This is a genomic window from Paenibacillus sp. PK1-4R (genome assembly GCF_030369595.1).
Classification (GTDB): Bacteria; Bacillota; Bacilli; order Paenibacillales; family Paenibacillaceae; genus Paenibacillus.
Genome location: NZ_CP126535.1, coordinates 4,342,848 through 4,364,523 on the forward strand (window position 1 = coordinate 4,342,848; position 21,676 = coordinate 4,364,523).

General features: G+C 46.4%; 20 protein-coding genes. All 20 read right to left on the reverse strand.

Features of this window, described 5'->3' with window-relative positions; translation table 11 throughout:
* Window positions 1-33: 33 nt before the first annotated feature.
* Window positions 34-1,323, reverse strand: a complete 1,290-nt coding sequence (locus QNO02_RS18710; RefSeq protein ID WP_289389648.1) for a multi-tm2 domain protein — start codon at window positions 1,321-1,323, stop codon at window positions 34-36.
* A gap of 37 nt (window positions 1,324-1,360) precedes the next feature.
* Window positions 1,361-1,813, reverse strand: coding sequence for a hypothetical protein (locus QNO02_RS18715; RefSeq protein WP_289389649.1), 453 nt, complete (start codon window positions 1,811-1,813; stop codon window positions 1,361-1,363).
* Window positions 1,806-2,306 carry an RNA polymerase sigma factor gene (locus tag QNO02_RS18720; protein WP_235200725.1) on the reverse strand — a complete coding sequence of 167 codons (501 nt, stop codon included), beginning with the start codon at window positions 2,304-2,306 and terminating at the stop codon, window positions 1,806-1,808. Before QNO02_RS18720 ends, QNO02_RS18715 begins: the two co-directional genes overlap by 8 nt.
* 246 nt (window positions 2,307-2,552) lie before the next feature.
* Entirely contained in the window at window positions 2,553-3,257 is a 705-nt protein-coding gene (locus tag QNO02_RS18725) for a DnaD domain-containing protein (RefSeq protein ID WP_289389650.1), read from the reverse strand.
* Window positions 3,258-3,277: 20 nt separating this feature from the next.
* Window positions 3,278-4,573 (reverse strand): asparagine--tRNA ligase, encoded by a 1,296-nt coding sequence (asnS, locus tag QNO02_RS18730; RefSeq protein WP_017687752.1) that lies wholly within the window; start codon window positions 4,571-4,573, stop codon window positions 3,278-3,280.
* A 101-nt stretch (window positions 4,574-4,674) separates the two neighbouring features.
* A complete protein-coding gene (locus tag QNO02_RS18735) occupies window positions 4,675-5,880 on the reverse strand; it encodes an acetate/propionate family kinase (protein ID WP_036607607.1) in 1,206 nt (401 codons plus the stop codon).
* Window positions 5,877-6,749 carry a 3-hydroxyacyl-CoA dehydrogenase family protein gene (locus QNO02_RS18740; protein ID WP_017687750.1) on the reverse strand — a complete coding sequence of 291 codons (873 nt, stop codon included), beginning with the start codon at window positions 6,747-6,749 and terminating at the stop codon, window positions 5,877-5,879. The genes QNO02_RS18735 and QNO02_RS18740 overlap by 4 nt, the downstream gene beginning before the upstream one ends.
* Window positions 6,750-6,882: 133 nt before the next feature.
* Complete coding sequence (locus QNO02_RS18745; protein ID WP_036607609.1) at window positions 6,883-8,385, reverse strand: AAA family ATPase; 1,503 nt, start codon at window positions 8,383-8,385, stop codon at window positions 6,883-6,885.
* Window positions 8,378-8,905: a hypothetical protein gene (locus QNO02_RS18750; RefSeq protein ID WP_017687748.1), complete on the reverse strand. Its 528-nt coding sequence runs from the start codon at window positions 8,903-8,905 to the stop codon at window positions 8,378-8,380. Before QNO02_RS18750 ends, QNO02_RS18745 begins: the two co-directional genes overlap by 8 nt.
* 301 nt (window positions 8,906-9,206) lie before the next feature.
* Complete coding sequence (locus QNO02_RS18755; RefSeq protein ID WP_036607612.1) at window positions 9,207-9,737, reverse strand: cell wall elongation regulator TseB-like domain-containing protein; 531 nt, start codon at window positions 9,735-9,737, stop codon at window positions 9,207-9,209.
* Window positions 9,738-9,776: 39 nt separating this feature from the next.
* Window positions 9,777-11,084, reverse strand: coding sequence for an amidohydrolase (locus QNO02_RS18760; RefSeq protein ID WP_289389652.1), 1,308 nt, complete (start codon window positions 11,082-11,084; stop codon window positions 9,777-9,779).
* Window positions 11,071-11,724 carry a redox-sensing transcriptional repressor Rex gene (locus QNO02_RS18765; RefSeq protein WP_036607616.1) on the reverse strand — a complete coding sequence of 218 codons (654 nt, stop codon included), beginning with the start codon at window positions 11,722-11,724 and terminating at the stop codon, window positions 11,071-11,073. Before QNO02_RS18765 ends, QNO02_RS18760 begins: the two co-directional genes overlap by 14 nt.
* Before the next feature lie 218 nt (window positions 11,725-11,942).
* Entirely contained in the window at window positions 11,943-14,804 is a 2,862-nt protein-coding gene (gene dinG / locus QNO02_RS18770) for an ATP-dependent DNA helicase DinG (protein WP_289389653.1), read from the reverse strand.
* A 141-nt stretch (window positions 14,805-14,945) separates the two neighbouring features.
* Window positions 14,946-15,593 (reverse strand): tetratricopeptide repeat protein, encoded by a 648-nt coding sequence (locus QNO02_RS18775; RefSeq protein ID WP_036607621.1) that lies wholly within the window; start codon window positions 15,591-15,593, stop codon window positions 14,946-14,948.
* 93 nt (window positions 15,594-15,686) lie between these two features.
* Window positions 15,687-16,070 carry an aspartate 1-decarboxylase gene (gene panD, locus QNO02_RS18780; protein ID WP_017687742.1) on the reverse strand — a complete coding sequence of 128 codons (384 nt, stop codon included), beginning with the start codon at window positions 16,068-16,070 and terminating at the stop codon, window positions 15,687-15,689.
* On the reverse strand, window positions 16,063-16,959 hold the full coding sequence (gene panC, locus QNO02_RS18785) for a pantoate--beta-alanine ligase (RefSeq protein ID WP_289389654.1): 897 nt from the start codon (window positions 16,957-16,959) through the stop codon (window positions 16,063-16,065). Before panC ends, panD begins: the two co-directional genes overlap by 8 nt.
* Window positions 16,956-17,834: a 3-methyl-2-oxobutanoate hydroxymethyltransferase gene (gene panB / locus QNO02_RS18790; RefSeq protein WP_289389655.1), complete on the reverse strand. Its 879-nt coding sequence runs from the start codon at window positions 17,832-17,834 to the stop codon at window positions 16,956-16,958. The genes panC and panB overlap by 4 nt, the downstream gene beginning before the upstream one ends.
* 344 nt (window positions 17,835-18,178) lie before the next feature.
* Window positions 18,179-19,156 carry a biotin--[acetyl-CoA-carboxylase] ligase gene (locus QNO02_RS18795; protein WP_289389656.1) on the reverse strand — a complete coding sequence of 326 codons (978 nt, stop codon included), beginning with the start codon at window positions 19,154-19,156 and terminating at the stop codon, window positions 18,179-18,181.
* Entirely contained in the window at window positions 19,143-20,441 is a 1,299-nt protein-coding gene (locus tag QNO02_RS18800) for a CCA tRNA nucleotidyltransferase (protein WP_289389657.1), read from the reverse strand. Before QNO02_RS18800 ends, QNO02_RS18795 begins: the two co-directional genes overlap by 14 nt.
* A gap of 63 nt (window positions 20,442-20,504) precedes the next feature.
* Entirely contained in the window at window positions 20,505-21,665 is a 1,161-nt protein-coding gene (bshA, locus tag QNO02_RS18805) for an N-acetyl-alpha-D-glucosaminyl L-malate synthase BshA (RefSeq protein ID WP_036607630.1), read from the reverse strand.
* Between the last annotated feature and the right edge of the window lie 11 nt (window positions 21,666-21,676).

Below are 21,676 nucleotides of genomic sequence, written 5' to 3' on the forward strand. Positions count from 1 at the left end.
GTAAATAATCTTTAATTCAACTTGGATCGTAAATTACAGTCGATCATCCCTATCCTTGAATAAAAAGAGACTGTCTGCTCCCTCATCATTTCGATGAGCAGCACTTTGGATACCCGTCCCTCGTTGCTTGCCAAACAGCAATTTCAAGCCGCCAAAAATGAGCAGCAAGGATACGATGACGGTGTTTAGATAGGAACGAATCTCATATGTCATAAATGCATTCGGGAACAGCTCATTCAGCTGAGGAATGACAAGCCGGATCGTCAAGTAATATAGACCCAGTGCCGCAATCCCGAATCCAATCAGACGCTGATGGCGGGCCCAGTCCTTGAAGATCGGTTGATCAACCAATGGCTCGCGTCCATAGCGACTGGAGCACTGTAGTCCGTCAAAGAAGCTGTAGAACCAGACCAGTGGAATCATGAACAGAAACACCGATAAATGAAGCAGGTCCAGAACATAGATGCTGCCCAGGAACAGGAACATCAATTGCATGCCTCTTCTCTGCAATCCAAGATATAGATGACCTGCACCTGGAAAAGCGGATAGCAGCGTTGCAAGCACTTTGCTACGTCGTCCGGCTACTCTGCCCATCTCCAATTCCTCAAATAATGTCCGATCCTGCAACACCTCACCAGCCTGCTTACGGTGGACATGTTGCACCGCATCAAACATGCAGTATACCCATATTACAGGCAGTATTAGCAGGAACATTAAAAATACGGATTCATTGGTGATCGAAGCTACAAAAACCATCATGGCAAATGAACCAAAGAACGCCATCAGGAAGGACAACCCACGATGCAACAATCCCAGATGAAGATGTCCCAATCCTGGAACAAATGAGAGTAAAATGGTGAAGAAGCGTTCACCCTCACTGCCTTTTCGATACATGGGTTGACCATAGGTCCCTTCAGCGTGAGCATATTCACTACCAGGATGCTGATGCAGCTCATCTTCATTCATATGTTCCATAGGCCCTTGATGGCCCATGTGTGCTCCCTGATAGGCTGCTCCTGGATGTTGCGGTCCGTAATGTGCTCCATATCCCCTGTAATGAGCATCTCGGCCGGAAGGCGCACGGAGCAGAACAATAACCATGTCCAGCATGCTGATCCCCCAGAAGAAAGCAGCAAAAAGTGCACCGAAAATCATTAAATCTTGTTCATTAGTGACCATTGCTAACATGAATGAGCCAACAGCTGTTCCAAAAAAGAGTAATGGATAGACCACAGCTCTGGTAGGCCGCCTCCAATACATAAAACCAAGACCGGGTATCAGGTTTAATAGAAATGCGAGTAATTTGTTACGATCTGAGTGCACAGTCGTCATCCTTTCTTTTCAGGCAATGCGAAGCTATTTATGGTTTAGGCTTGAGGTTATCCAGCCATGAAGTGGCTGCCTCCGTCCATTTCTCGGTAAAAGACCCTCTGTGGTCGCCATCCTGGAACTTGTGATATGGTGCTACCTTGTCAAAAAGTCCAGACGAGAGGAAGATCAATGTCAAACAGGCTGCTACCGCGTAATGGAACACTTTATGATCAAGCCAGCGCCGGTTTCGTCCAGCACGGGATTTGCGTTGTACCTTGGATGATTGAATGCCCTCAATCCGATGCATGACTGAATCCGCAAACCCTGTTGGGTCATGTAGCGGAGGTAGTTCCCCATGGATACCGAGTGCTTCCAAATAACTGTCCATCGCATCCGGGTCTTCCAGCAAAAGCTGTTCCATTTGGTTCGCTTGAGTTTCACTCATATGGCCTTCAATATAATCAGTCCATTGCGCAGTGGTATATTTCTCCTGTTTACTCACGCCATTCATCCTCCTTCCAATGTTTTCGAATCCACTGCCGGGCACGATACAAGCGGGATTCCACAGTCTTCACAGCCACCTGTGCATCACTGGCAATCTGCTCATAATTTTTTTCGCTTAGATAATACGCAGTGATAATGTCACGATGCTGAGCAGGCAACTGATTAATTCGTTCGCGAAGTTTATCCTGACGCTCTTCACGAACGAGACGGGTAAGAACGTCTTCATCCCGTCCGGGAATATTGATTATTTTTTCTTCTCCACCCAGATCCTCAGCAGTTCGTCTGCCCAGCTTGCGTTTGGCATCAATCGCTTTGTGAAAGGCAATTCGGGTTAACCACGTCTTGAAACCTTCAGAACGGTAGTCGGGGAGAGACTTATACATCTGTATGAACGCCTCCTGAGCTGCATCCTGTGCTTCCTGATCGTTCCTGAGTACGGAATAGGCCACATGGTATACATGCTGGCTATATTTATCAATCAGAGTACGCATCTGGGATGTATCTCCTTGACGGATTTGTTCGATTACACGCGCTTCATCAATAACTCTCCCCTCCTCTCCAATACAATAGACGACAGCTTGTGCGTTAACCCCTGCGTGATCTATCAAATTTTTGTAAAACAAAGTGAAATCATTGCCTGAAAGGTTGATGTTGCTGATCACTCATCCAATCTATAATCCAAAAAAAACAGGCACAGAATGACTTCTGGCCTGTTTCTTGTCCCGCCTACGCTGGAATTAACGTCCACCATTACGAAACCGCTGTGTGTACGCCTTTGCATCTTGAACGGTCTTGACACGATTGCGACTCCACTCAAGCAGTATTCGATCGATATACCGGAAATGTACTTTGCCTGCAAAAACTGCTTCCTTCAGAGCCATTAGAATCAATTCCTCTTGATAACGGTCCTGATCCAACCAGCCGGATATCGTTTCGCACTCCATTGGAGAGAGCGGACGTCCAAATTCTTTTTCAAAGATGGAGAACATGTTCCGTTCTTCCTCTTCTTTTTGAACACTGTTCGAATCTTGACGTGCTGTATTGCTACTATGCTGCTCCGCACGGAATGCGGCTACTTCTTCAGCAGTGCACGCTGCAAGTTTGGCATATAATCCATGTAAATCATATCGCTCGTACTGGATGTCCCGTTCTTCGTCACGGTGCTCGTCAATAGCAATATACCCATCCCTCATCAGACGTTGCAACATTCTGGCAATGCCTTCAGGTGCAAGTCCCATGCGCGCCGCAAGCTCTTCAAGCGTGGGAAACTCATTGAACTCTGCCTGACGGAACCCTAGCAGTTGAATCAGAAGAAGCACTTCTGCATCTGATAGACCAAGCTGGTGATAAAAACGTAACAAGGCATACGGCAGATGGGCTGTACCCGAAGTCATGCCATAAGCTGCTCCATCCAACCAAGCTTTGGATGTGTTGTCTTCCATAGACGCTCCTCGGTTAAGCATTAAGGGTACAGACGATAGAGCATACGTGGGAATGCGATTGTTTCACGTACATGATCCAATCCACAGATCCATGCTACCGTCCGCTCCAATCCCAGACCGAAACCGGAGTGAGGAACCGATCCGTATTTACGCAAATCCAGATACCATTGGTAAGCTTCATCCGAGAGATTGTGCTCCTCAAAACGTTGTTGCATCAATTCCGGATCATCGATACGCTGCGAACCGCCAATAATCTCTCCGTAGCCTTCTGGTGCAATCATATCAGCACAGAGAACAACTTCTGGACGATTCGGATCTGGTTTCATGTAGAATGCCTTGATTCCAGCAGGGTAATGCGTGATAAAGACGGGTGTATTGTACTTCTCAGCAATTGCTGTTTCGTGCGGTGCACCAAAGTCTTCTCCCCAAGGAATATCAAAGCCTTGTCCATGCAGGAATTCAATCGCTTCATCATACGTAATTCGTGGGAATGGAGCTACGATACCTTCGAGTTTGGATACGTCACGACCGATAGATTCCAGTTCTGCACGGCAGTTTTTCACCACGGATTGAACGACATGAGCAATAAATTTCTCTTGTACGCGCAGACTTTCCTCGTGATCTACAAATGCCATTTCCGGCTCAATCATCCAGAACTCAATCAAGTGACGACGTGTTTTGGACTTCTCTGCGCGGAATGTTGGACCGAAGGAATATACCTTGCCCAGCGCCATGGCTGCGGCTTCCATATACAATTGACCACTTTGTGTCAGATAAGCATCTTCATCAAAGTATTTGATGTGGAACAGGTTCGTTGTTCCTTCCGCAGACGATGGTGTCAAAATCGGAGGATCAACTTGTGTGAATCCGTTACCATCAAAGAACTGTTGAACAGCGCGAATAATCTCTGCACGAATCACCATAACCGCACGTTGCTTCGTAGAACGAAGCCACAGATGACGATGGTCCATCAAGAAATCAACACCATGCTCTTTAGGCGTAATTGGATAGTTTTCAGTCAGGTGAATGATCTCAACCCCTGTAACAGTCATTTCATAACCAGACGCACTGCGAGGTTCTTCACGAATAATACCTGTAACATACAAAGAGCTTTCTTGGGTCAGGCTCTTGGCATTGTTCCAGATTTCTTCACTAACTTCACTTTTTACAACAACCCCTTGGATATATCCGGTTCCATCACGCAGCTGTAAAAACTGAATTTTACCGCTGGAACGTTTGTTGTTAATCCAGGCACCGATTGTTACGGTTTCGCCCACATGCTCGTTCACATTACGAATTACACAATTCGTATTCATGCCCATATCTCCCCTTGGTTCCTGAATTTGAAAATGCAGCGGGCAGGCTTATGCCTGTCCTCTGCACTTCCTTGTCATTCTATATTTACTTTACAGTTAGATTACTGAGAATTCAATACGATTCGGTGTGTATCACGTGCAATTACCAATTCTTCGTTAGTTGGCACAACGAGAACTTCCACTTTGGAATTCGCTGTTGTGATCCGGCGCGGTTCGCCAGAACGAATGGCATTCAACGCTTCATCCAGTTCAACACCCAGATAAGTGAGCTGCTCACATACTTTTTGGCGAAGTACAACAGAGTTCTCACCTACACCAGCCGTAAAGACGATCACGTCTACACCGTTCATTGCAGCTGCATATGAACCGATGTATTTACGCAGACGGTATTCGTACATCTCAAAAGCAAGCGTGGAGTTGGCATCGCCATTCTCCATACCTTCCGTAATCTCACGCATGTCACTGCTGATTCCGGAGATCGCAAGCAATCCACTGTGTTTGTTCAACATGGAGTTCACTTCGCTTACGCTCAGTTCTTCCTTGTTCATTACATAAGGTACGATGGCTGGGTCAAGGTCACCAGAACGCGTTCCCATCATCAGTCCTTCAAGCGGAGTCATACCCATCGAAGTATCCACGGATACGCCACCTTTAACTGCTGTTACACTACCACCGTTACCGACGTGACAAGTGATAATTTTCAGATCTTCCACTGGACGATCCAAGTATTCAGCAGCTGCCTTGCTTACGAAATCATGGGAAGTACCATGTGCGCCGTAGCGACGTACTTTATATTTTTTGTAAAGTACACGCGGAATAGCATACAGATAAGCTTTTTCAGGCATCGTCTGATGGAACGCTGTATCGAAGACCATAACCTGTGGCACACCAGGCATATTGGCTTCAGCCGCACGAATACCCATCATTGCTGCCGGGTTATGAAGTGGAGCCAAGTCAAACAAACGACGAATTTCAGCTTTGGCAGCATCATCTACCAATGCAGATTCTTTAAATGCTTCACCACCGTGAACAACACGGTGTCCAACAGCTTGAATTTCACTTACAGAATCCAGTACACCATTTTCTTTGTGAGTCAAAATATCAATGACTTTACGGATCGCTGTTGTATGCTCCAGAATTTCACTAACTTCTGTAACATCCTCACGGCCTGTCGGTTTATGTGTCAGAATGGAGGAATCCATTCCGATCCGTTCTACCAAACCTTTAGCCAGTACAGATTCGTCAGTCATATTATACAGTTGATATTTGAGCGAGGAACTCCCCGCATTAATTACGAGTACTTTCACAGTCGGTCACCATCCTTGTCGTACTTGAAGAATCCTTCGCCTGTTTTGGCACCCAGGTGTCCTGCACGCACCATTTTCTTCAGGACTGTAGAAGGACGATATTTCAATTCTCCGAATTCACGGAACATTCTTTCGAGTGCAGCTTCAACAGAATCCAATCCGAAACGGTCAGCCATTTCGAGTGGTCCATGCTGGAAGTTATATCCGATACGCATTGCATCATCGATATCTTCAGCAGATGCAACACCTTCTTGCAATACATGCAACGCTTCGTTAATCAGCAGGCAGATCAAGCGGGAAGTTACGAATCCAGGTGATTCATAGATCATGACTCCTTTTTTGTCCGCTACTTCTTCAACAAAACGTCTGGTCTCTTCGAATGTTGTATCCGAAGTTTTCAGTCCACGAATAATCTCTACAAGATCAACCCGGGATACCGGGTGAATAAAGTGCATACCAATAACACGCTCTGGGTATTTGGTCGAGCTTGCAAGCTCGGTCAAACTCAGCGTGGATGTATTACTTGCCAGAATGACATTGCTTGGGCAAACTTGGTCCAGTTGGCTGAATACTGCTTTTTTCGCATCCAGATCCTCTGAAATCGTCTCAATGACCATGTCGCAAGTTCCAAGTTCAGCTAAATGAGCTACCTTGGTAATACGGGAAAGAATCAATTTCTTCTCCGCTTTTGTAATCGCCCATTTCTCCAGTTGTTTATCCAGATTGGTTTCGATCATGTCATATGCATGATCCAGCTTTTGTGTTGTATGCTCCACGAGAAGCACATCAAGTCCTTTGGCTGCGAGCATCTGGGAAATACCTTGCCCCATCGTACCGCCGCCGACAACTCCTATTTTTTTGAAAAACATGGTTCTGCTCCATCCTTTCGGTTCTCTATTTCTCTATTGTACCCTGTTCGCCGAAAATTACAAATTTCGACCCAACATATAATAATATCTTAGCACGAGTGAAATGTAAAAAAAAATAACCAGCATAAATAAATTATGCTGGTAGAAGGGCACTGTCACGAAATTGACAACGAAATTGTTCGCCAGACAAAACTTCCTCACGAATCAAGATGTCGAGTGAATTGTCGAAAATTGTCCGTTGTTCTTCAAGCAACCGCTTTGTCTGTTCCATCAGTTCTTGCAGAATTAATTTATTCTCTCGCATAAGTTCCTCGGTTGTGACCATATCCATGTTCACAATCCCAAGTGAAGTCAACCCCGAAGCCATCATGGTCTGTACCACATTGGTTGCCTGATCAAAGTCATTGCGTGACCCTGTGGAACGACCACCGTAGTACATTTCCTCCGCAGCTGCTCCTCCGAGTGCAATCATAATCTGCTCTTCCAGGAAGCGCTTCGTATAGAGGAACTGTTCCTGTTGCGGGTTATGACGTACATATCCCAGCGCCTGACCACGCGGACTAAGTGCCACTTGACTAACACTGCCTGGACGAACAAGTTCTGCCATAATGGCATGTCCCAATTCATGAATGGCGACCCTTTTCTTCTCTTCCACACTGGACTCACGGTCTGTCTTCTCACCCATCATGACTTTATCAATAGCCAGGGACAAGTGCCGCTGTTCGATGTTCAACAGCCCGTCCCGCATGGCGTATATTGCTGCTTCGTTCATCACACTTTCGAGCTGTGCACCGGAGAAACCATACGATTCTTCAGCTGTTTTCTCCAGATTAACTTCCTTCATCAGAGGTTTATTCACCGCATGCAGTTCCAAAATATGCTTTCTGCCCTTTTTGTCAGGCAAGTCCACTTGAATGTGGCGGTCAAAACGTCCCGGTCGCGTCAGGGCGCTATCCAGCATCTCTTTGCGGTTTGTTGCAGCGATAACAAGGATTCTTGGCGTATCAGAAGAATAGATTCCATCCATTTCCGTCAGGAGTTGATTCAAGGTCTGATCATATTCACGCTGTTGACCACCTTCACGTTTACCCCCAATGACATCAATTTCATCGATAAAGATAATAGCGTTTTCCTTATTTTCCTTGGTGGCACGGGTTCTTGCGTCCTTGAACAAATCCCGAATTCTGCTGGCACCCACACCAACATACATTTCCACGAACTCACTACCCGATGCTGCTACAAAAACAGAATCGGTGTAATGGGCAGCAGCCTTGGCCATCAACGTTTTCCCTGTCCCTGGAGGGCCCGTCAGCAAGATCCCTTTTAACGGACGAATCCCGAACTTCCGAATTTCTTCATGTTTGATGAGAAAGTCAAGCGCTTCACGCAATTCCTGCTTGGCACTGTCCTGTCCGCCAATTTCTTCAAAAGTAAGCTTGGAAGGTCCTTTTTTCTTCCGTTTACGTTCCTGTGCAGCGCCTACTGTAATTCCGCCACGCATTTGCATCATGAACAGCAAAGCTCCGACAAACACCGCTGCAATCAGAATCGGAACAATATTAACACCAGTAAAAGCAAGAAAAATAATCAATACGGGAAAAAATCCGATGGCAACTTCTTTTGTCCACTTAGGCATTAGGCCACACTCCTATCTGACCGGGCACACGCGGCAGAATAATAAACTTGCTGGCATCTCCGTCTCTGAGACTGACATATACGTTGTTGTCATCCATCGCTGTATTTACCTTAATTCCATTCGTCGCCATCTTTGACAACGTTGGTGTAATCTCGGTGTATTGCTTGTTCTCCATCGCCTGAGCTACGGTAAACATCGCATCCCCCCACCAACTTTCCAGTGCTTCACTGGAATGATCCACAACATCCAACTTTAGTGAACGTGTTCCAATTAACGTCTGTCCTTCTTTGTGAATATATTGTACCAGTCTGCCCAAATCAACATCAGGTTGCAGATCCAGTTTCAATTGTACGTCATTGCGGTTAATAGTTAATTGAACGTCATTGACTCCATCGTACTGGGTAACCATCTTTTCAATCGGATTCTGCACGGCCACCTGACGATATACAAACCAACCTCCAAACAACACAACGGCTGAAATGACGGCAGTTAAAGCAATAGGCAATACTTTTAGCTTCAAGTGAATTACCCCTCCCAGATTTTGGCCTAACCTACTGGCTTATTGGTATATACGAATATGTGCACATTGACTCCTGCGAGAATTTCGACAGGATTATTTGTTTTTGAATGTAACTTTGAGTACATATCTGAGTATATCACATCGTATATACATTTTCGAAGGCGAAAATATGAATAAATTATTAATTTTAACTATTTAAATCAAAAATGTTTACAGACAACACAAAGAACCGGTTCAGTCGGATATCCGTCTGCCGGTTCTTTCATTTCTCTAATTCTCTAGTTATGTCACTCTATTTGTTCTAGCTGTTCGGGAGTGTGTAGACCAGGTCCACCTGTTCTCCGTTGCTAAAACGATAAAAGCGATAGTGGTTATGCGTACCGTCTTTATAATACACTTGCCACACATATATTCCATTCACAACTCCGGGCATGATTCGCTTAATCTCGCCGGCAGGAACTTCAGAACTGAAGCGATTGCGGATCTGCGCTTCGGACATGCCATTCTGCAGCAGCTCACTGTGTACAGCGTTTGCACCCTTAGCCGGTTGATTGTTTGCATCGAATTTAACCCAGACCATAACATCCTGGTTATCCTTATTTTTACCGATCAGTGTCCAGTAGATGTTGTCAGAGCCTTCTTTGTCTCCCCAGATGTACTTGCGCAATTCATCATAGGATGTAATGCCCAGTTGCTTCTGTGCTGCTTGTATGGCGAGCGCTTCTTCCTTACGTTGGTCCTGTGTGACATAGACGTAATAACGCTGAAGTCCAAACAGAATCAGAACCAGTGCAAGCAGCGAAATCCATATCCACTTCTTTTTTTTCTTCAAAAGCCGAACTTCCTTTCCCTATGATGCTCTGTCCTGCAATTAACGAGCAAGCAGACCATCAAATGCCAATTGAGACTCACGCAAAATGCGCTCTTCATCCAGCGTCAGACATTCGCCGTGTTTCACCACTTGTTTCCCATCCACCCATACGTGCTCTACATCTTTGGCAGAAGCCGAGTAGATGGTATGCGAGATCAGGTCTGTATGTGGATAGAAATGTGCCTGTTCAATGTCCAAAGCGATAAAATCAGCCTTCATGCCAACCTGGAGTGCTCCGGTATTGTTCAAGAAGATGGATTTGGCACCGTATGACGTTCCGAGGAGTAACGTTTCGCCTGCTGGCACTGCCGTCGGGTCACCAGATACACCTTTGTGGATCAATGCAGCCAGTCTCATTTCCTCGAACATATCCAGGTTGTTGTTGCTTGCCGGTCCGTCTGTTCCGAGTGACACGGTAACTCCTGCTTTCAGTAACGCAGGAACCCGCGCAACACCGGAAGCGAGTTTCAGGTTACTTCCCGGGTTATGGGATACAGCCACATCATGACGGGCCAAAATTTCAATCTCTTCGTCATTCAGATGCACCGCATGTGCAACCAGGGATGGACGGGAGAAAAAGCCCAGTTTCTCCAGATGTGCCACAGGACGCAGTCCATAATCAGCCACGTTCTGCTCCACTTCACGAAGCGTTTCAGACATATGTGTATGGAGAGGAAGGTTCAGGTCGTTCGCAACCTGCACAAGCTTCTCTATGTAGTCAGGAGGGCATGTATATGGTGCATGTGGCGAGATTACGGTTGTAATGCGACCATCTGCCTGTCCATTCCACTCACGTGCAAACGCTGCCGACTCCTCCAGCTTCCGCAGTTGCTCTTCTTCCGAGCACAGCCCGATTACACCACGTGCCAGTGCTGCTCTAACGCCTGATTGCTCCACAACTTTGGCAACTTGATCCATGTGATCGTACATGTCCAGGAAAGCTGTAGTTCCGCCTTTCAACATTTCAAGCACCGACAGGGAAGTTCCCCAATATACATCTTCTGAAGTCATTTTCGCTTCCATCGGCCACATCTTTTCCTGCAACCATACTTGCAACGCAAGATCGTCTCCGTGCCCTCTGAGCAACGACATTGCTGCATGACCATGCGTATTGATCAGACCCGGCAGGAAGAACAGTCCTTTTCCATCCACTTTGGTACAATTTTTGTCTCCATCCGGCAATGTCTCACCAATATGCACAATCTTGTCATCCTCGACAACCATATATCCTTGAACCACGTTCCATGTTGTGCCGCCTTCATTAACGGCAAATTTGCCGTTGTGAATTACCCATCTATTTGTTGTCATCTTCCTCGTCGTCCTTTCCAGTCTCCAAGTAATAGGCCAAACTAAGCAGATCCGTTGTAAAGTCAGCATGGTGAATGCGGATATGCGGCGGTGTTTTTAGAATTGTTGGTGCAAAATTAAGGATCGCTTCAATTCCTGATTCAATAAGCTGATCCGCAACATTTTGGGCTTCCGTATCCGGAACCGTGATAATACCGATGCGGATGTTTTCCGTTTTAACCGCTTCCGTCAATTCATTCATTGGTTTTACCGTCAAACTGTTGATTTGGCTACCAATCTTCGGTCCATATGCATCAAATACAGCAACAATCTTCATGTTGTCTTTCAGATATGCGTTGTAGTTGGACAAGGCTTGACCGAGATTACCCGCGCCTACCAGAGCTACATTAATTTGCTGATCGATTTTGAGAATGTGACGAATTTTCTCAATCAAATAAGATACATCATACCCGATTCCTTTACGACCAAAATCACCGAAGTAAGCCAGGTCTTTACGAATTTGGGCCGGATTCAGATCCAGCCTCTGTCCAAGCTCTTGAGAAGAAACAGTAGCCACCTCACGCTGATGCAACTCGTTCAAATAACGCAAGTATACAGGCAGACGGCGTACCACCGCTTCCGAAATTTTATCCGATTTCATTCTTGCTCCCCCTTACCAAGGCCACGATAAAATAATAGATGAAAAGATGAGCATCCTGTATAAACTCAAAGATAAACGTGACATTTTATACAGAATGCTCCTTGTAATTTAGGTTATAAGTTCTTACGTGCAGCTGCTTTAATCGGATACGGAAATATCTAATAAAGTTTAACGCCAAACGATAGTGTCATGCAATGATATAACGAACAAAACAACCATTATTTTTGTTCATTAGCAGGTTTTTCCAACCACTCGGTAATTCGTGGAACCATCTGCTCCGTGAGCATGTGTTCCATTTTGGGACCAGGTAAAGAATATAAAAAGAATTTACCATAGTACGCTTCAATCACCCGTGTATCATAAACAATGACAATTCCTCTGTCCTTCGCTGTACGCACCAACCGGCCAAATCCCTGCTTGAAACGAATGACCGCTTGCGGCACGGACAGTTTCATGAACGGATTTTTCTTCTGTTCCTGAAGCAGCTCACTCTTGGCTTCCACCAACGGATGATTCGGTGGCTGGAAAGGCAGTCGCACAATAGCGAGACAGGTTAGCGCCTCACCCGGGATATCTACACCCTCCCAGAAGCTGCTTGTACCCAGAAGTACCGTAGCTTTGGCATCTTGGAACCTGCGAGTCAGCTTGGAGCGGCTTCCACTGTCAACGCCTTGCCCAAGCAACGAGATATCGTTACCAGACAGTGCCTCCTTCAGCGGATCATAGACCTGTCGCAACATCTTGTATGAAGTAAACAGAACCATCATGCGTCCACGCGTGGCAATTGCCGTCTCTGCGAGTGATCGCACCAGCATATTAACAAAGTGCGCATCACCCACACTGCCCTTCACACTCGGGAAATCACGCGGAATCACCAGAAGTGCCTGATCGCGATAGTTGAAAGGTGATGGCAGCATCGAAGTTAACAACCGATTATTCTCGGAAGCTTCCTGCAAGCCAAGTTGTTCAATCATGAACTGGAATGACTTATCTACCGAAAGCGTAGCCGATGTAAGTACAACACTTTTCTTTTTATCAAAAAATAAATCCTTAAGTTGTGCACTGACATCTACAGGTACAGCATACAGCTGAAGAGATTTACTTCGGAACTGACCGCTGGCTTCCATCCAGTACACCGTTTTGGCATCATCCATACGCATGAAGAAACGTAGATTCTCCTTCAATGTGGTCAGATCTTTCAGCAATCCTGTAATGTCCGTGATCAGACTATCTGATTGATAATCATCCTGATCCTCTTTCACCTCAAGCAGCAATTTGTCCCCTTTGCGAACCAAATCGCCCAGAGTCACATAGATCTGGTTCTCCAGATCCTGCAACTCCTGCCATTTTGCAGGTTTCTGAGAAGCTTTCAGACGCAGTGAAAATTGCCCCGTCTCTCCCGGTGAAGCATCACTTCGTTCAGGCAACAAACCGAACAAGGCATCGCTCATACGATCCCACAGTTCCTTGACCTCAAGAGCGAGCGGGAACATCTGATCCACCATGGAGCCCCATTGCACTGAATTTTCATGCCCGGATAACTGCGAACGAAGCATAGGCAGCTGACCATTACGACTGTCTTTAAACAGGCGGGTCAGGGTATGAACCAAGGTGAAATATTTCATATGCATTCCAAGATGTTTACCAGCGACATCCTCCAGATGATGTGCCTCATCGATCACAAGACTCTCATAGGCTGGCAGTAGCTGATGCGCGGCTTTCACATCCGTAAATAATTTGGAGTGATTGGTGATTACGATATCAGACAACCCTGCTTCATGTTTGGCACGATGGTAGAAACATTTACGGAACCATGGACAGGATCTTCCCAGACATGATTCGGATTCGCTCTGTACCGTCTCCCAGAAGTCCCCTCCGCGTCCGCTAAGGTTAAGTTCCTCATCATCTCCGGTTTCGGTCTGCGTGAGCCAGACAATCATCTGAGCCGCTGTGAAATAATCCTCTTTGGGTGTGGCGAACTCACGTTTATTGATTTTGTGTTCAAATTTGCGCAGGCACAGGTAATGTCCACGTCCTTTGAATACAGCAGCCTTAAACGGGAACGGAACAACTTGAGTCAACATCGGAATGTCTCGCTCTCTCAATTGCTCCTGCAGATTGATCGTATGCGTGCTGACCATAACTTTCTGTTCTTGCTTCACACTTTCGTAAATAGCAGGCAACAGATAACCCAGAGATTTACCGGTGCCTGTTCCTGCTTCGATCAAGAGATGTTTCTCTTCATTCAGGGCTTGCCTTACACTGCTGAACATCTGAGTCTGCGCTTCACGCTCTTCGTAATGATCCAGCGTATCCTTCAGGTTCTCCCGAACCTGGTCCATAAACTGTTCGAAGCTTACACCATCGAGGGGGTTACCCTCCCGCTCATCACGTGGTGCACCAATATCAGTCCAATCACTTACATTAAGAGCAAGCTGACGGTAATAGGTATGTCCGTCCAGATCCTGAATCGGCTCTGCTTCCTTCTCACTGCGCATTCCGTCCAAAAACCAGCCCAAGTCACTGTCTTCTGGTGCAAACAGGTCACTGAGGCGCTGAATCGTTATGAGCGGTAATTCCTTTAACTCATCCAGACACTTGAGCAGCACATAGGCTGTCGCCAGTGCATCACTGTCTGCCTGGTGAGGGCGATCATGTTGAAATCCAAATTCGGAAGACACATAACCGAGTTGATAAGAACCCAGTGATGGGAATGTGATCTTCAGAAAATCAATCGTGTCCAGAATGCGGCCAGTGAACGGCAAATAACCGCAACGGTCAAGAGCATTCTGCAAAAAGTGAAAATCAAAAGCGACGTTGTGTCCAACAAGCACCACATCATTAAGCAGCGGAACCATCTCCATCATCATCTCTTCGAGTGAAGGAGCGTCCGCCACATCTGCATCGGTAATACCCGTCAACCCCGAAATAAACGGGGGAATCGGTACACCAGGGTTCACATAAGAACTATATATTTGAGTTATGCTGTAGTCATGATCTATGATGGCAAGTCCGGCCTGTATAATCTCACCGTCGGACTGCGTGCCGGTTGTTTCGAAATCCAATACGGCAAATTTCATTGCAATGTACGGTCCCTTCCATTCCAGTCTATGTTACAGCATAGCAAAAAAAAGGGGATTTGAAAATTAACTGACAAAAAAGCGGTGTCCCCGCCACTATGCCAAAGGAGGGAACACCGTTTTTTGTCGCCGAATTCCCGCTTAATGAAGGGTCGTCAGCTGATTAGCATATTGCAATTTTCCCCTGTTCAACCTGCAAGCTTCCATGTTGTACAGTGGTTCGGTCAATGTCGGGTCATACTGAAGGGCCTGTGCAAACAGTGAACATGCAGCTTCGGGATTCGCAAGCTTGGCTTGAATACAGCCCAGGGCGTTGCATACAAGCCCTTTTAAGCGAGGTGAACCCTTAAGGTACATGATCTGCTGCAAATGTGTCCCGGCTTCCGCCATTTGTTCCAAATTCAGATACGCGAGCGCCAGGTAAAAACGAGTCAATGCACTCTCCGGATGGTCGGTCACAACCCGGGAGAACTGCATGATCGCCTGCGGATACATCTGTAATTTGAAATAGCCCTGACCTCGACTGAAACATTCCAGATGGAGTTCAGGCAGAGCGGTAACAGCTTCCTGTTCCGGTTCAAGGGAAGCAGGCTTATCCATCTCCCGCTCCCTCACCTGGCTCATCTTTTCTTCAAACATCAGCCATTCATCCAGCATTCCGTCACTCATCCGCTTAAGCAAGTTCCACTTTTGCAGCAATTCTTGTTTGTTCAGGCCTTCAGCGGAAGGATAGCTCTTGATAATTTCATCTAACATGTCGTTCATTTCTGCGAAAACATGCTGGAACATCGATGCATCCCCACCCTTGAAAAAATGGATTAGTGCAGTGACCTGTACTCATTTTTTGCTTCAAGGGCCGATTTCATTCTCCTTACCAGTCGATTACATAATTGTTGCGTGGACTTCCTGTTTCATCGTTTGTACAGGTTTATTCTGTCCATCTACAAACACAACGGTTGGTTTGTGAGTATTTGCCTCTTCTTGCGACATCATGGCGTAAGAAATGATAATGACGTTATCTCCAGGCTGCACCAGACGTGCAGCTGCGCCGTTAAGACATATGACCCCGCTTCCGCGTGGTCCTGGAATCACATAAGTTTCCAGACGTGCACCATTGTTGTTGTTCACAATTTGCACTTTTTCATTTTCCATCAAGTCGGATGTTTCCATCAAATCTTCATCTATGGTAATACTACCCACATAGTTCAAGTTGGCTTCCGTTACCGTAGCCCGGTGAATTTTGGATTTCATGAGTGTTCTAAACAAGGGACAGCACCTCAGTTTTTTTTAATTTTATATTGTCTATTAATCTTATTTTACCAATTTTCACCGCAAGTGCAATGAGCAGATCGTCACGGCCTTGAACTTCCTCCTGATCTGCGAGCGGCTCCAGACTTGGAAAAGCCTGAATCTCGGCGTAGTCGATAACGGCAAGCGGTGAGCTTGCAATCTGCTCGCGCAGAATACGACGGATATCTGCGGCGTTTGTAGCTGCACCTGTATCTGCGGCATCCTGAGCTGCACGCAGTGCCTTCGACAGAACTAACGCCTGTGTACGGTGTTCAGCGCTAAGATAGACATTACGTGAACTGAGGGCAAGACCATCCTCTTCGCGAACAATCGGACAAGGTACAATCTCTACAGGCATATTCAAATCATTCACCATCTGTTGAATGACCGCAACCTGCTGAGCGTCTTTCATTCCAAAAAATGCACGCTGCGGCTGTACGATGTTGAAGAGCTTGGAGACTACAGTTGTTACTCCGTCAAAATGTCCTGGACGTGAAGCGCCACATAAGCGCTCCGTCAGTTTTGAGACAGATACCGTCGTTTGCGTTGCCTGTGGATACATCTCTTCAACAGAGGGAATAAATACGATATCCACTCCTTGTGAGCGTGCTGTTTCCACATCTCTGGCTTCATCCCGCGGATAACTGTCAAAATCTTCATTAGGGCCAAATTGAATCGGATTAACGAATATGCTTAATACCACGATATCGCTCTGTTGTCTGGCTGCCTGCATCAAGCTTGCATGACCTTGATGCAGATAACCCATTGTCGGTACCAGACCTACAACGGACGCACTGGACCGAATCGCTTGACGCTTCAAGCTTAGTTCCTGTCTTAACTCTGCGATTGTCCGTAATACTTTCATGAGTTACTCCCCACCTTTTCCTTGCGTTGTCCGCCGTACAGTTGATCCAGAACACCATCCGCAGCATTAAATACATGCTCTTCGGCCGGGAACGAACGATCTTTAACTTCTTTCACGTAAGCTTCGATGCTCGTTCTGATTAATGTACCCACATCTCCATAGGTTTTGACAAATCGTTTGGGCGTATACGGAGAGGCGTATTGAACCACATCGTGGAATACCAGTACCTGACCATCACAGCCTCGACCTGCTCCAATTCCGATGGTAGGGATGGACAGTTCCTCCGAGATCGCCCGTGCAACTTCTTCCGTAACCAGTTCAAGCACAATACCAAACGCACCAGCAGCTTCCAGGGCTTTGGCTTCGTCCATCAGACGTTTCGCATCCGCTGCATCCTTGCCCTGAATGCGGTAACCACCAATCTGATTAACCGATTGAGGTGTCAGTCCGATATGCCCAAGAACAGGTACGCCTGCTTGCACAACTGCTCTAACAGTGTCCGCTATCTCGACTCCGCCTTCCATTTTAACCGCATGGGCATGCCCCTCTTGCATCAGTCGACGTACACCCTTAAGGGTCTCATCCACGCTGCCATGATAGGTCATAAAAGGCATATCAGCCACTATAAATGTTTTCTCGGCCCCGCGCACTACGGAACGTGTGTGGTACACCATGTCGTCGATGGTGACCGGAAGCGTCGAATTATAACCCAGTACTACATTGCCAAGTGAATCACCAACCAGGATCAGATCAATACCCGCTTCCTCTGCGAGGAGCGCTGTTGGATAATCGTAAGCCGTAATCATGGTAAGCGGCACGCCATCCTGCTTGTATTTTTTCATTTTCACAATATTCATCGCTTGTTTGTTTGCCATTTCTCTCATGGCTCCTTTCTTCTTTTCAAATAAAACGCAACAAAAAAACCTTTTAGTTTTCCACTAAAAAGTCCCGAAAAGTCAAAAAAGAGTCACTTGCGATCGTCCCTTCTGTCTCGGTCCTCTTCGGCTCAGAGCAGAATCCAACAACTCACTTAAATTTATTTCATTCTTGCACTGCGGTCTGCTTATATAAAACACATCAAAGCAGAACAAAGGTTACTGTTACGAGAGTGCAATTCGGTCTGCATTAGCCGATATCGCCTCACGAACACAGTATACCAAAGTTCTGCTCAAACTTCACGTCTTATGTTCATTTTACCAGTGAAAATTCGACAAATTGTTTATGATTTCCAGGAAATCTCACCAGAGATGATTAGTGTATGTTCTCCATCGTGCTTCTCCACGATAAGTGCTCCAGAAGGGTCAAGACCAATTGCCTTCCCTTCAATGACACCATGAGGATTCGTCACTGTAATCTCTCGATTCATCGATACGGACAGTGCCTCCCATAGAGCTGAGATCACACCAAATCCTTCTTTTTGATACAAAAAATACAACTGTTCAAGCTCTGTCAAAATGGCAGCCGTTAGTTTGGTACGATCAACGGATTGCCCCGTCTCCATCTTGAGCGAAGTAGCTATTTCGGTCAAATCATCCGGATAATCCTCGGGATCAAAATTCACGTCAACGCCTATACCAGCAATACAGTATCTGACTTCATGATCTTCCACCGTGGATTCAAGCAATATGCCGCATACCTTGCGCCCATCAATCAATAAATCATTTGGCCATTTGATACCTGCATCAGCTCCTGAACAAGCTCGAACGGCACGACATACAGCCACTCCTGTTAATAAAGTTAGCTGCGGCGTATGCTGAAGTGGTAGATCAGGGCGTAACAGGACACTCATCCAGATTCCTTTACCCGGAGGAGAGAACCACTGTCGACCGAAACGTCCTCTTCCTCCTGTTTGTTCTTCCGCAATGACCACAGCACCTTCTGCCTGCCCTTGCTCAGCTAGCTTGAGAACATCCCCTTGCGTAGACAGGGTCGAAGTCAACAAAACAGCCTTACGGCCAAATACGGTTGTATTCAGTGCCAATTGGAGGGCAGTAGCGTCAATGCTATCCGGCTTCGTTACTAGACGGTATCCTTTGCGGGATACCGCTTCAAACTCATAACCCATGTCTCTTAACTTGTTCACATGTTTCCACACAGCGGTCCGACTGATGGACAGATTACGGCTGATCTCTTCACCCGATACGAATCGTCCTTCTGCATTTAATAACATATGTAACAGATCTTCATGTTTGGTCATCTTGAACCACCCGCTTCACTTCTGCTCTTAGTGCTTCATTCTGATTCGCTATCGTTCCAATCGCTGTTTCTCGTAACAAATGTTTCATCAGTTGACCCAGCCAAGGCCCGCCTTTGCGCTGCACCATTTGTAACACTTGTTCCCCTGTGATATCCAGCTCTTTCAAGTCATGCACAGGGATCGATTGACTCCATTTGGCTGCAAGCTCTTGAACCAAAACAACCTGCGTTTCTGCCTGTTCGGATTGATTCCGCCATCCTGCTGGCAGTGTAGTCTGTATTCGAAGCCAATCATCCGCCGCCTGAACACCACAAGCCAGAACAGTAACGATCCAATCGGAACGGAGACTGACCGTATCCTTCTGCTCCTGAACGGAAGTATGAATCAACTGTTCCACCTGAAGGACCCCTGTTATTCGAGAACGATGTTCATTGGAGAATGTCCACTGACGTAATAATACATCTGCTTCATCCTTGCTATAACCGCCAGTAATCAGGATGAGTGACCAGCGAAGCAACACATGCTGACCTGACAATTGTTCCAGATTAGATAACAACGTCTTGTTAAAACGCGCCGAACTAACTGGCGCTTTGATGTGCGCAAGCGCATCACTTCTGAATAACAGCTCCAATCCTCTTAGAGGATGCGGTCCCAACATCATTTTTACCATCTCGGTGCGTACTCGTTCCATTGCTATATATTGAAGCAGGTCTTTCTGCCTTACAAGACCCTTCCACGTGTTATGGGCAATTTTGAAATCAAATACGGAAGCAAACCGGACACAGCGGAGCATCCGCAGTGCATCTTCACCAAATCGTTCCATCGCAGAACCCACACATCTGACTCGCTCTTCCTTGATATCTGCCTGTCCACCAAACGGGTCAACGATTGTCCCAGTGACGTCCATAGCAAGAGCGTTCATCGTGAAGTCACGCCGTTGTAAGTCTTCCTTGATATCCTGAACAAATTGAACCGTAGCTGGTCTGCGGTTATCCTGATATTCGGATTCTGTTCGAAATGTGGTCACTTCAAAGTAAAAACCGCCTGAACGAACGGTAACCGTACCGTGTTGCAAACCTGTAGGAATACAATCGTCAAACAGTTCCATGACTTGCTGAGGAGAAGCAGATGTCGTGATATCCATGTCGTCTACTACTCGTTCCAGCAATTCGTCACGAACGCAACCACCTACCCAATATGCCTTGTAGCCATGTTTGTTTAATGTTGTGAGTACATTCTCGCTTTGAATTGCCATTTCACGATCTACCTGTGTCCATTGAACCACCACATATCACCTCTTCTCTTGCCTGTTGTGGTATGCACAGTATAATTTCGTCAAACCAATTGATTAACCGCAAACCGGCTTCAAGTTCGGAACTTCTCTTCCCAGCACCCGGTAATAAATCTGTTCATATTCATGCCGAATGGCATCATTGCAAAAGTCGTGATGTGCGCGTTGAAGGCATGCTTCCCTGAACTCCGCAGCCAAACGATCATCTGTTAACAGACGGATTGTGTTCTCGGCCATGGATTGTGTATCCCCGATCGCGGATAAGAATCCCGTCTTACCGTGTAAGACCAGCTCCGGAATTCCTCCAGCCTGTGAACCGATCGTGGGTACGCCACAAGCCATTGCTTCGAGCGCCACAAGTCCGAAACTTTCCTTCTCCGATGGAAGCATCAACACGTCTGCCATGGAAATGACCTGAGCAATGTCATCCTGTTTGCCAAGGAAATGAACTTTATCATTCAACCCGAGATCATTAATTTTCCATTGCATCTTCGGCAAATCAGGTCCTTCACCAACAAATAACAGTTTGGCAGGAACCTGCTCCTGTACCTGACGGAAGACCTCTACCACATCCTGAGTTCTCTTCACCGGTCGGAAATTGGAGATGTGCATTAATATTTTTTCGTCGGGCGCAGCGAAGTCTCTTCGCAGACTGGCAGCATCCCGCGGATAATATATTCGTTTATCAATAAAATTATAGGTTAGATCGATTGGGCGCTGAATATCCAGCAGTTCGACCGTTTCCCGAATCAAATCTTGTGATACGGCAGTAACCGCGTCACTTTCATTAATGGCTAGACGGATCAGATCCTTCAGAGATTCATCCTGAGCCAGAACCGTAATATCCGTTCCATGTAACGTGGTAACCACTTTAAGGCCGTCTCCTACCATCTGTTTCGCAAGAAAAGCACATACTGCGTGTGGCACGGCATAATGAACATGCAGCAGATCGAGCTGCTGTGACTTAGCCACCTGAGCCATCTTAGTTGCCAGTGACAGGTCATACGGAGGGTAACGGAAAACATAATAATCATTTACTTCAACTTCGTGATAAAAAATATTTTTCTGGAACGTACCCAGTCTGAACGGGATACTGTTGGCAATAAAATGAACCTGATGCCCCTGTTCGGCAAGTAATTTGCCCAGTTCCGTTGCGACAACGCCAGACCCGCCGAGGGACGGATAACAGGTGATGCCGATTTTTAGCTTTTTATCCATCCTGTGGACGC

Bases quoted from the DNA above. Each gene is read 5' to 3' on its own strand.
- QNO02_RS18720 (WP_235200725.1), bottom strand. From the start codon at position 2,306: ATGCGTACTCTGATTGATAAATATAGCCAGCATGTATACCATGTGGCC.
- QNO02_RS18725 (WP_289389650.1), bottom strand. From the start codon at position 3,257: ATGGAAGACAACACATCCAAAGCTTGGTTGGATGGAGCAGCTTATGGC.
- asnS (WP_017687752.1), bottom strand. From the start codon at position 4,573: ATGAATACGAATTGTGTAATTCGTAATGTGAACGAGCATGTGGGCGAA.
- QNO02_RS18740 (WP_017687750.1), bottom strand. From the start codon at position 6,749: ATGTTTTTCAAAAAAATAGGAGTTGTCGGCGGCGGTACGATGGGGCAA.
- QNO02_RS18745 (WP_036607609.1), bottom strand. From the start codon at position 8,385: ATGCCTAAGTGGACAAAAGAAGTTGCCATCGGATTTTTTCCCGTATTG.
- QNO02_RS18760 (WP_289389652.1), bottom strand. From the start codon at position 11,084: ATGACAACAAATAGATGGGTAATTCACAACGGCAAATTTGCCGTTAAT.
- QNO02_RS18765 (WP_036607616.1), bottom strand. From the start codon at position 11,724: ATGAAATCGGATAAAATTTCGGAAGCGGTGGTACGCCGTCTGCCTGTA.
- dinG (WP_289389653.1), bottom strand. From the start codon at position 14,804: ATGAAATTTGCCGTATTGGATTTCGAAACAACCGGCACGCAGTCCGAC.
- QNO02_RS18775 (WP_036607621.1), bottom strand. From the start codon at position 15,593: ATGTTCCAGCATGTTTTCGCAGAAATGAACGACATGTTAGATGAAATT.
- panC (WP_289389654.1), bottom strand. From the start codon at position 16,959: ATGAAAGTATTACGGACAATCGCAGAGTTAAGACAGGAACTAAGCTTG.
- panB (WP_289389655.1), bottom strand. From the start codon at position 17,834: ATGGCAAACAAACAAGCGATGAATATTGTGAAAATGAAAAAATACAAG.
- QNO02_RS18795 (WP_289389656.1), bottom strand. From the start codon at position 19,156: ATGACCAAACATGAAGATCTGTTACATATGTTATTAAATGCAGAAGGA.
- bshA (WP_036607630.1), bottom strand. From the start codon at position 21,665: ATGGATAAAAAGCTAAAAATCGGCATCACCTGTTATCCGTCCCTCGGC.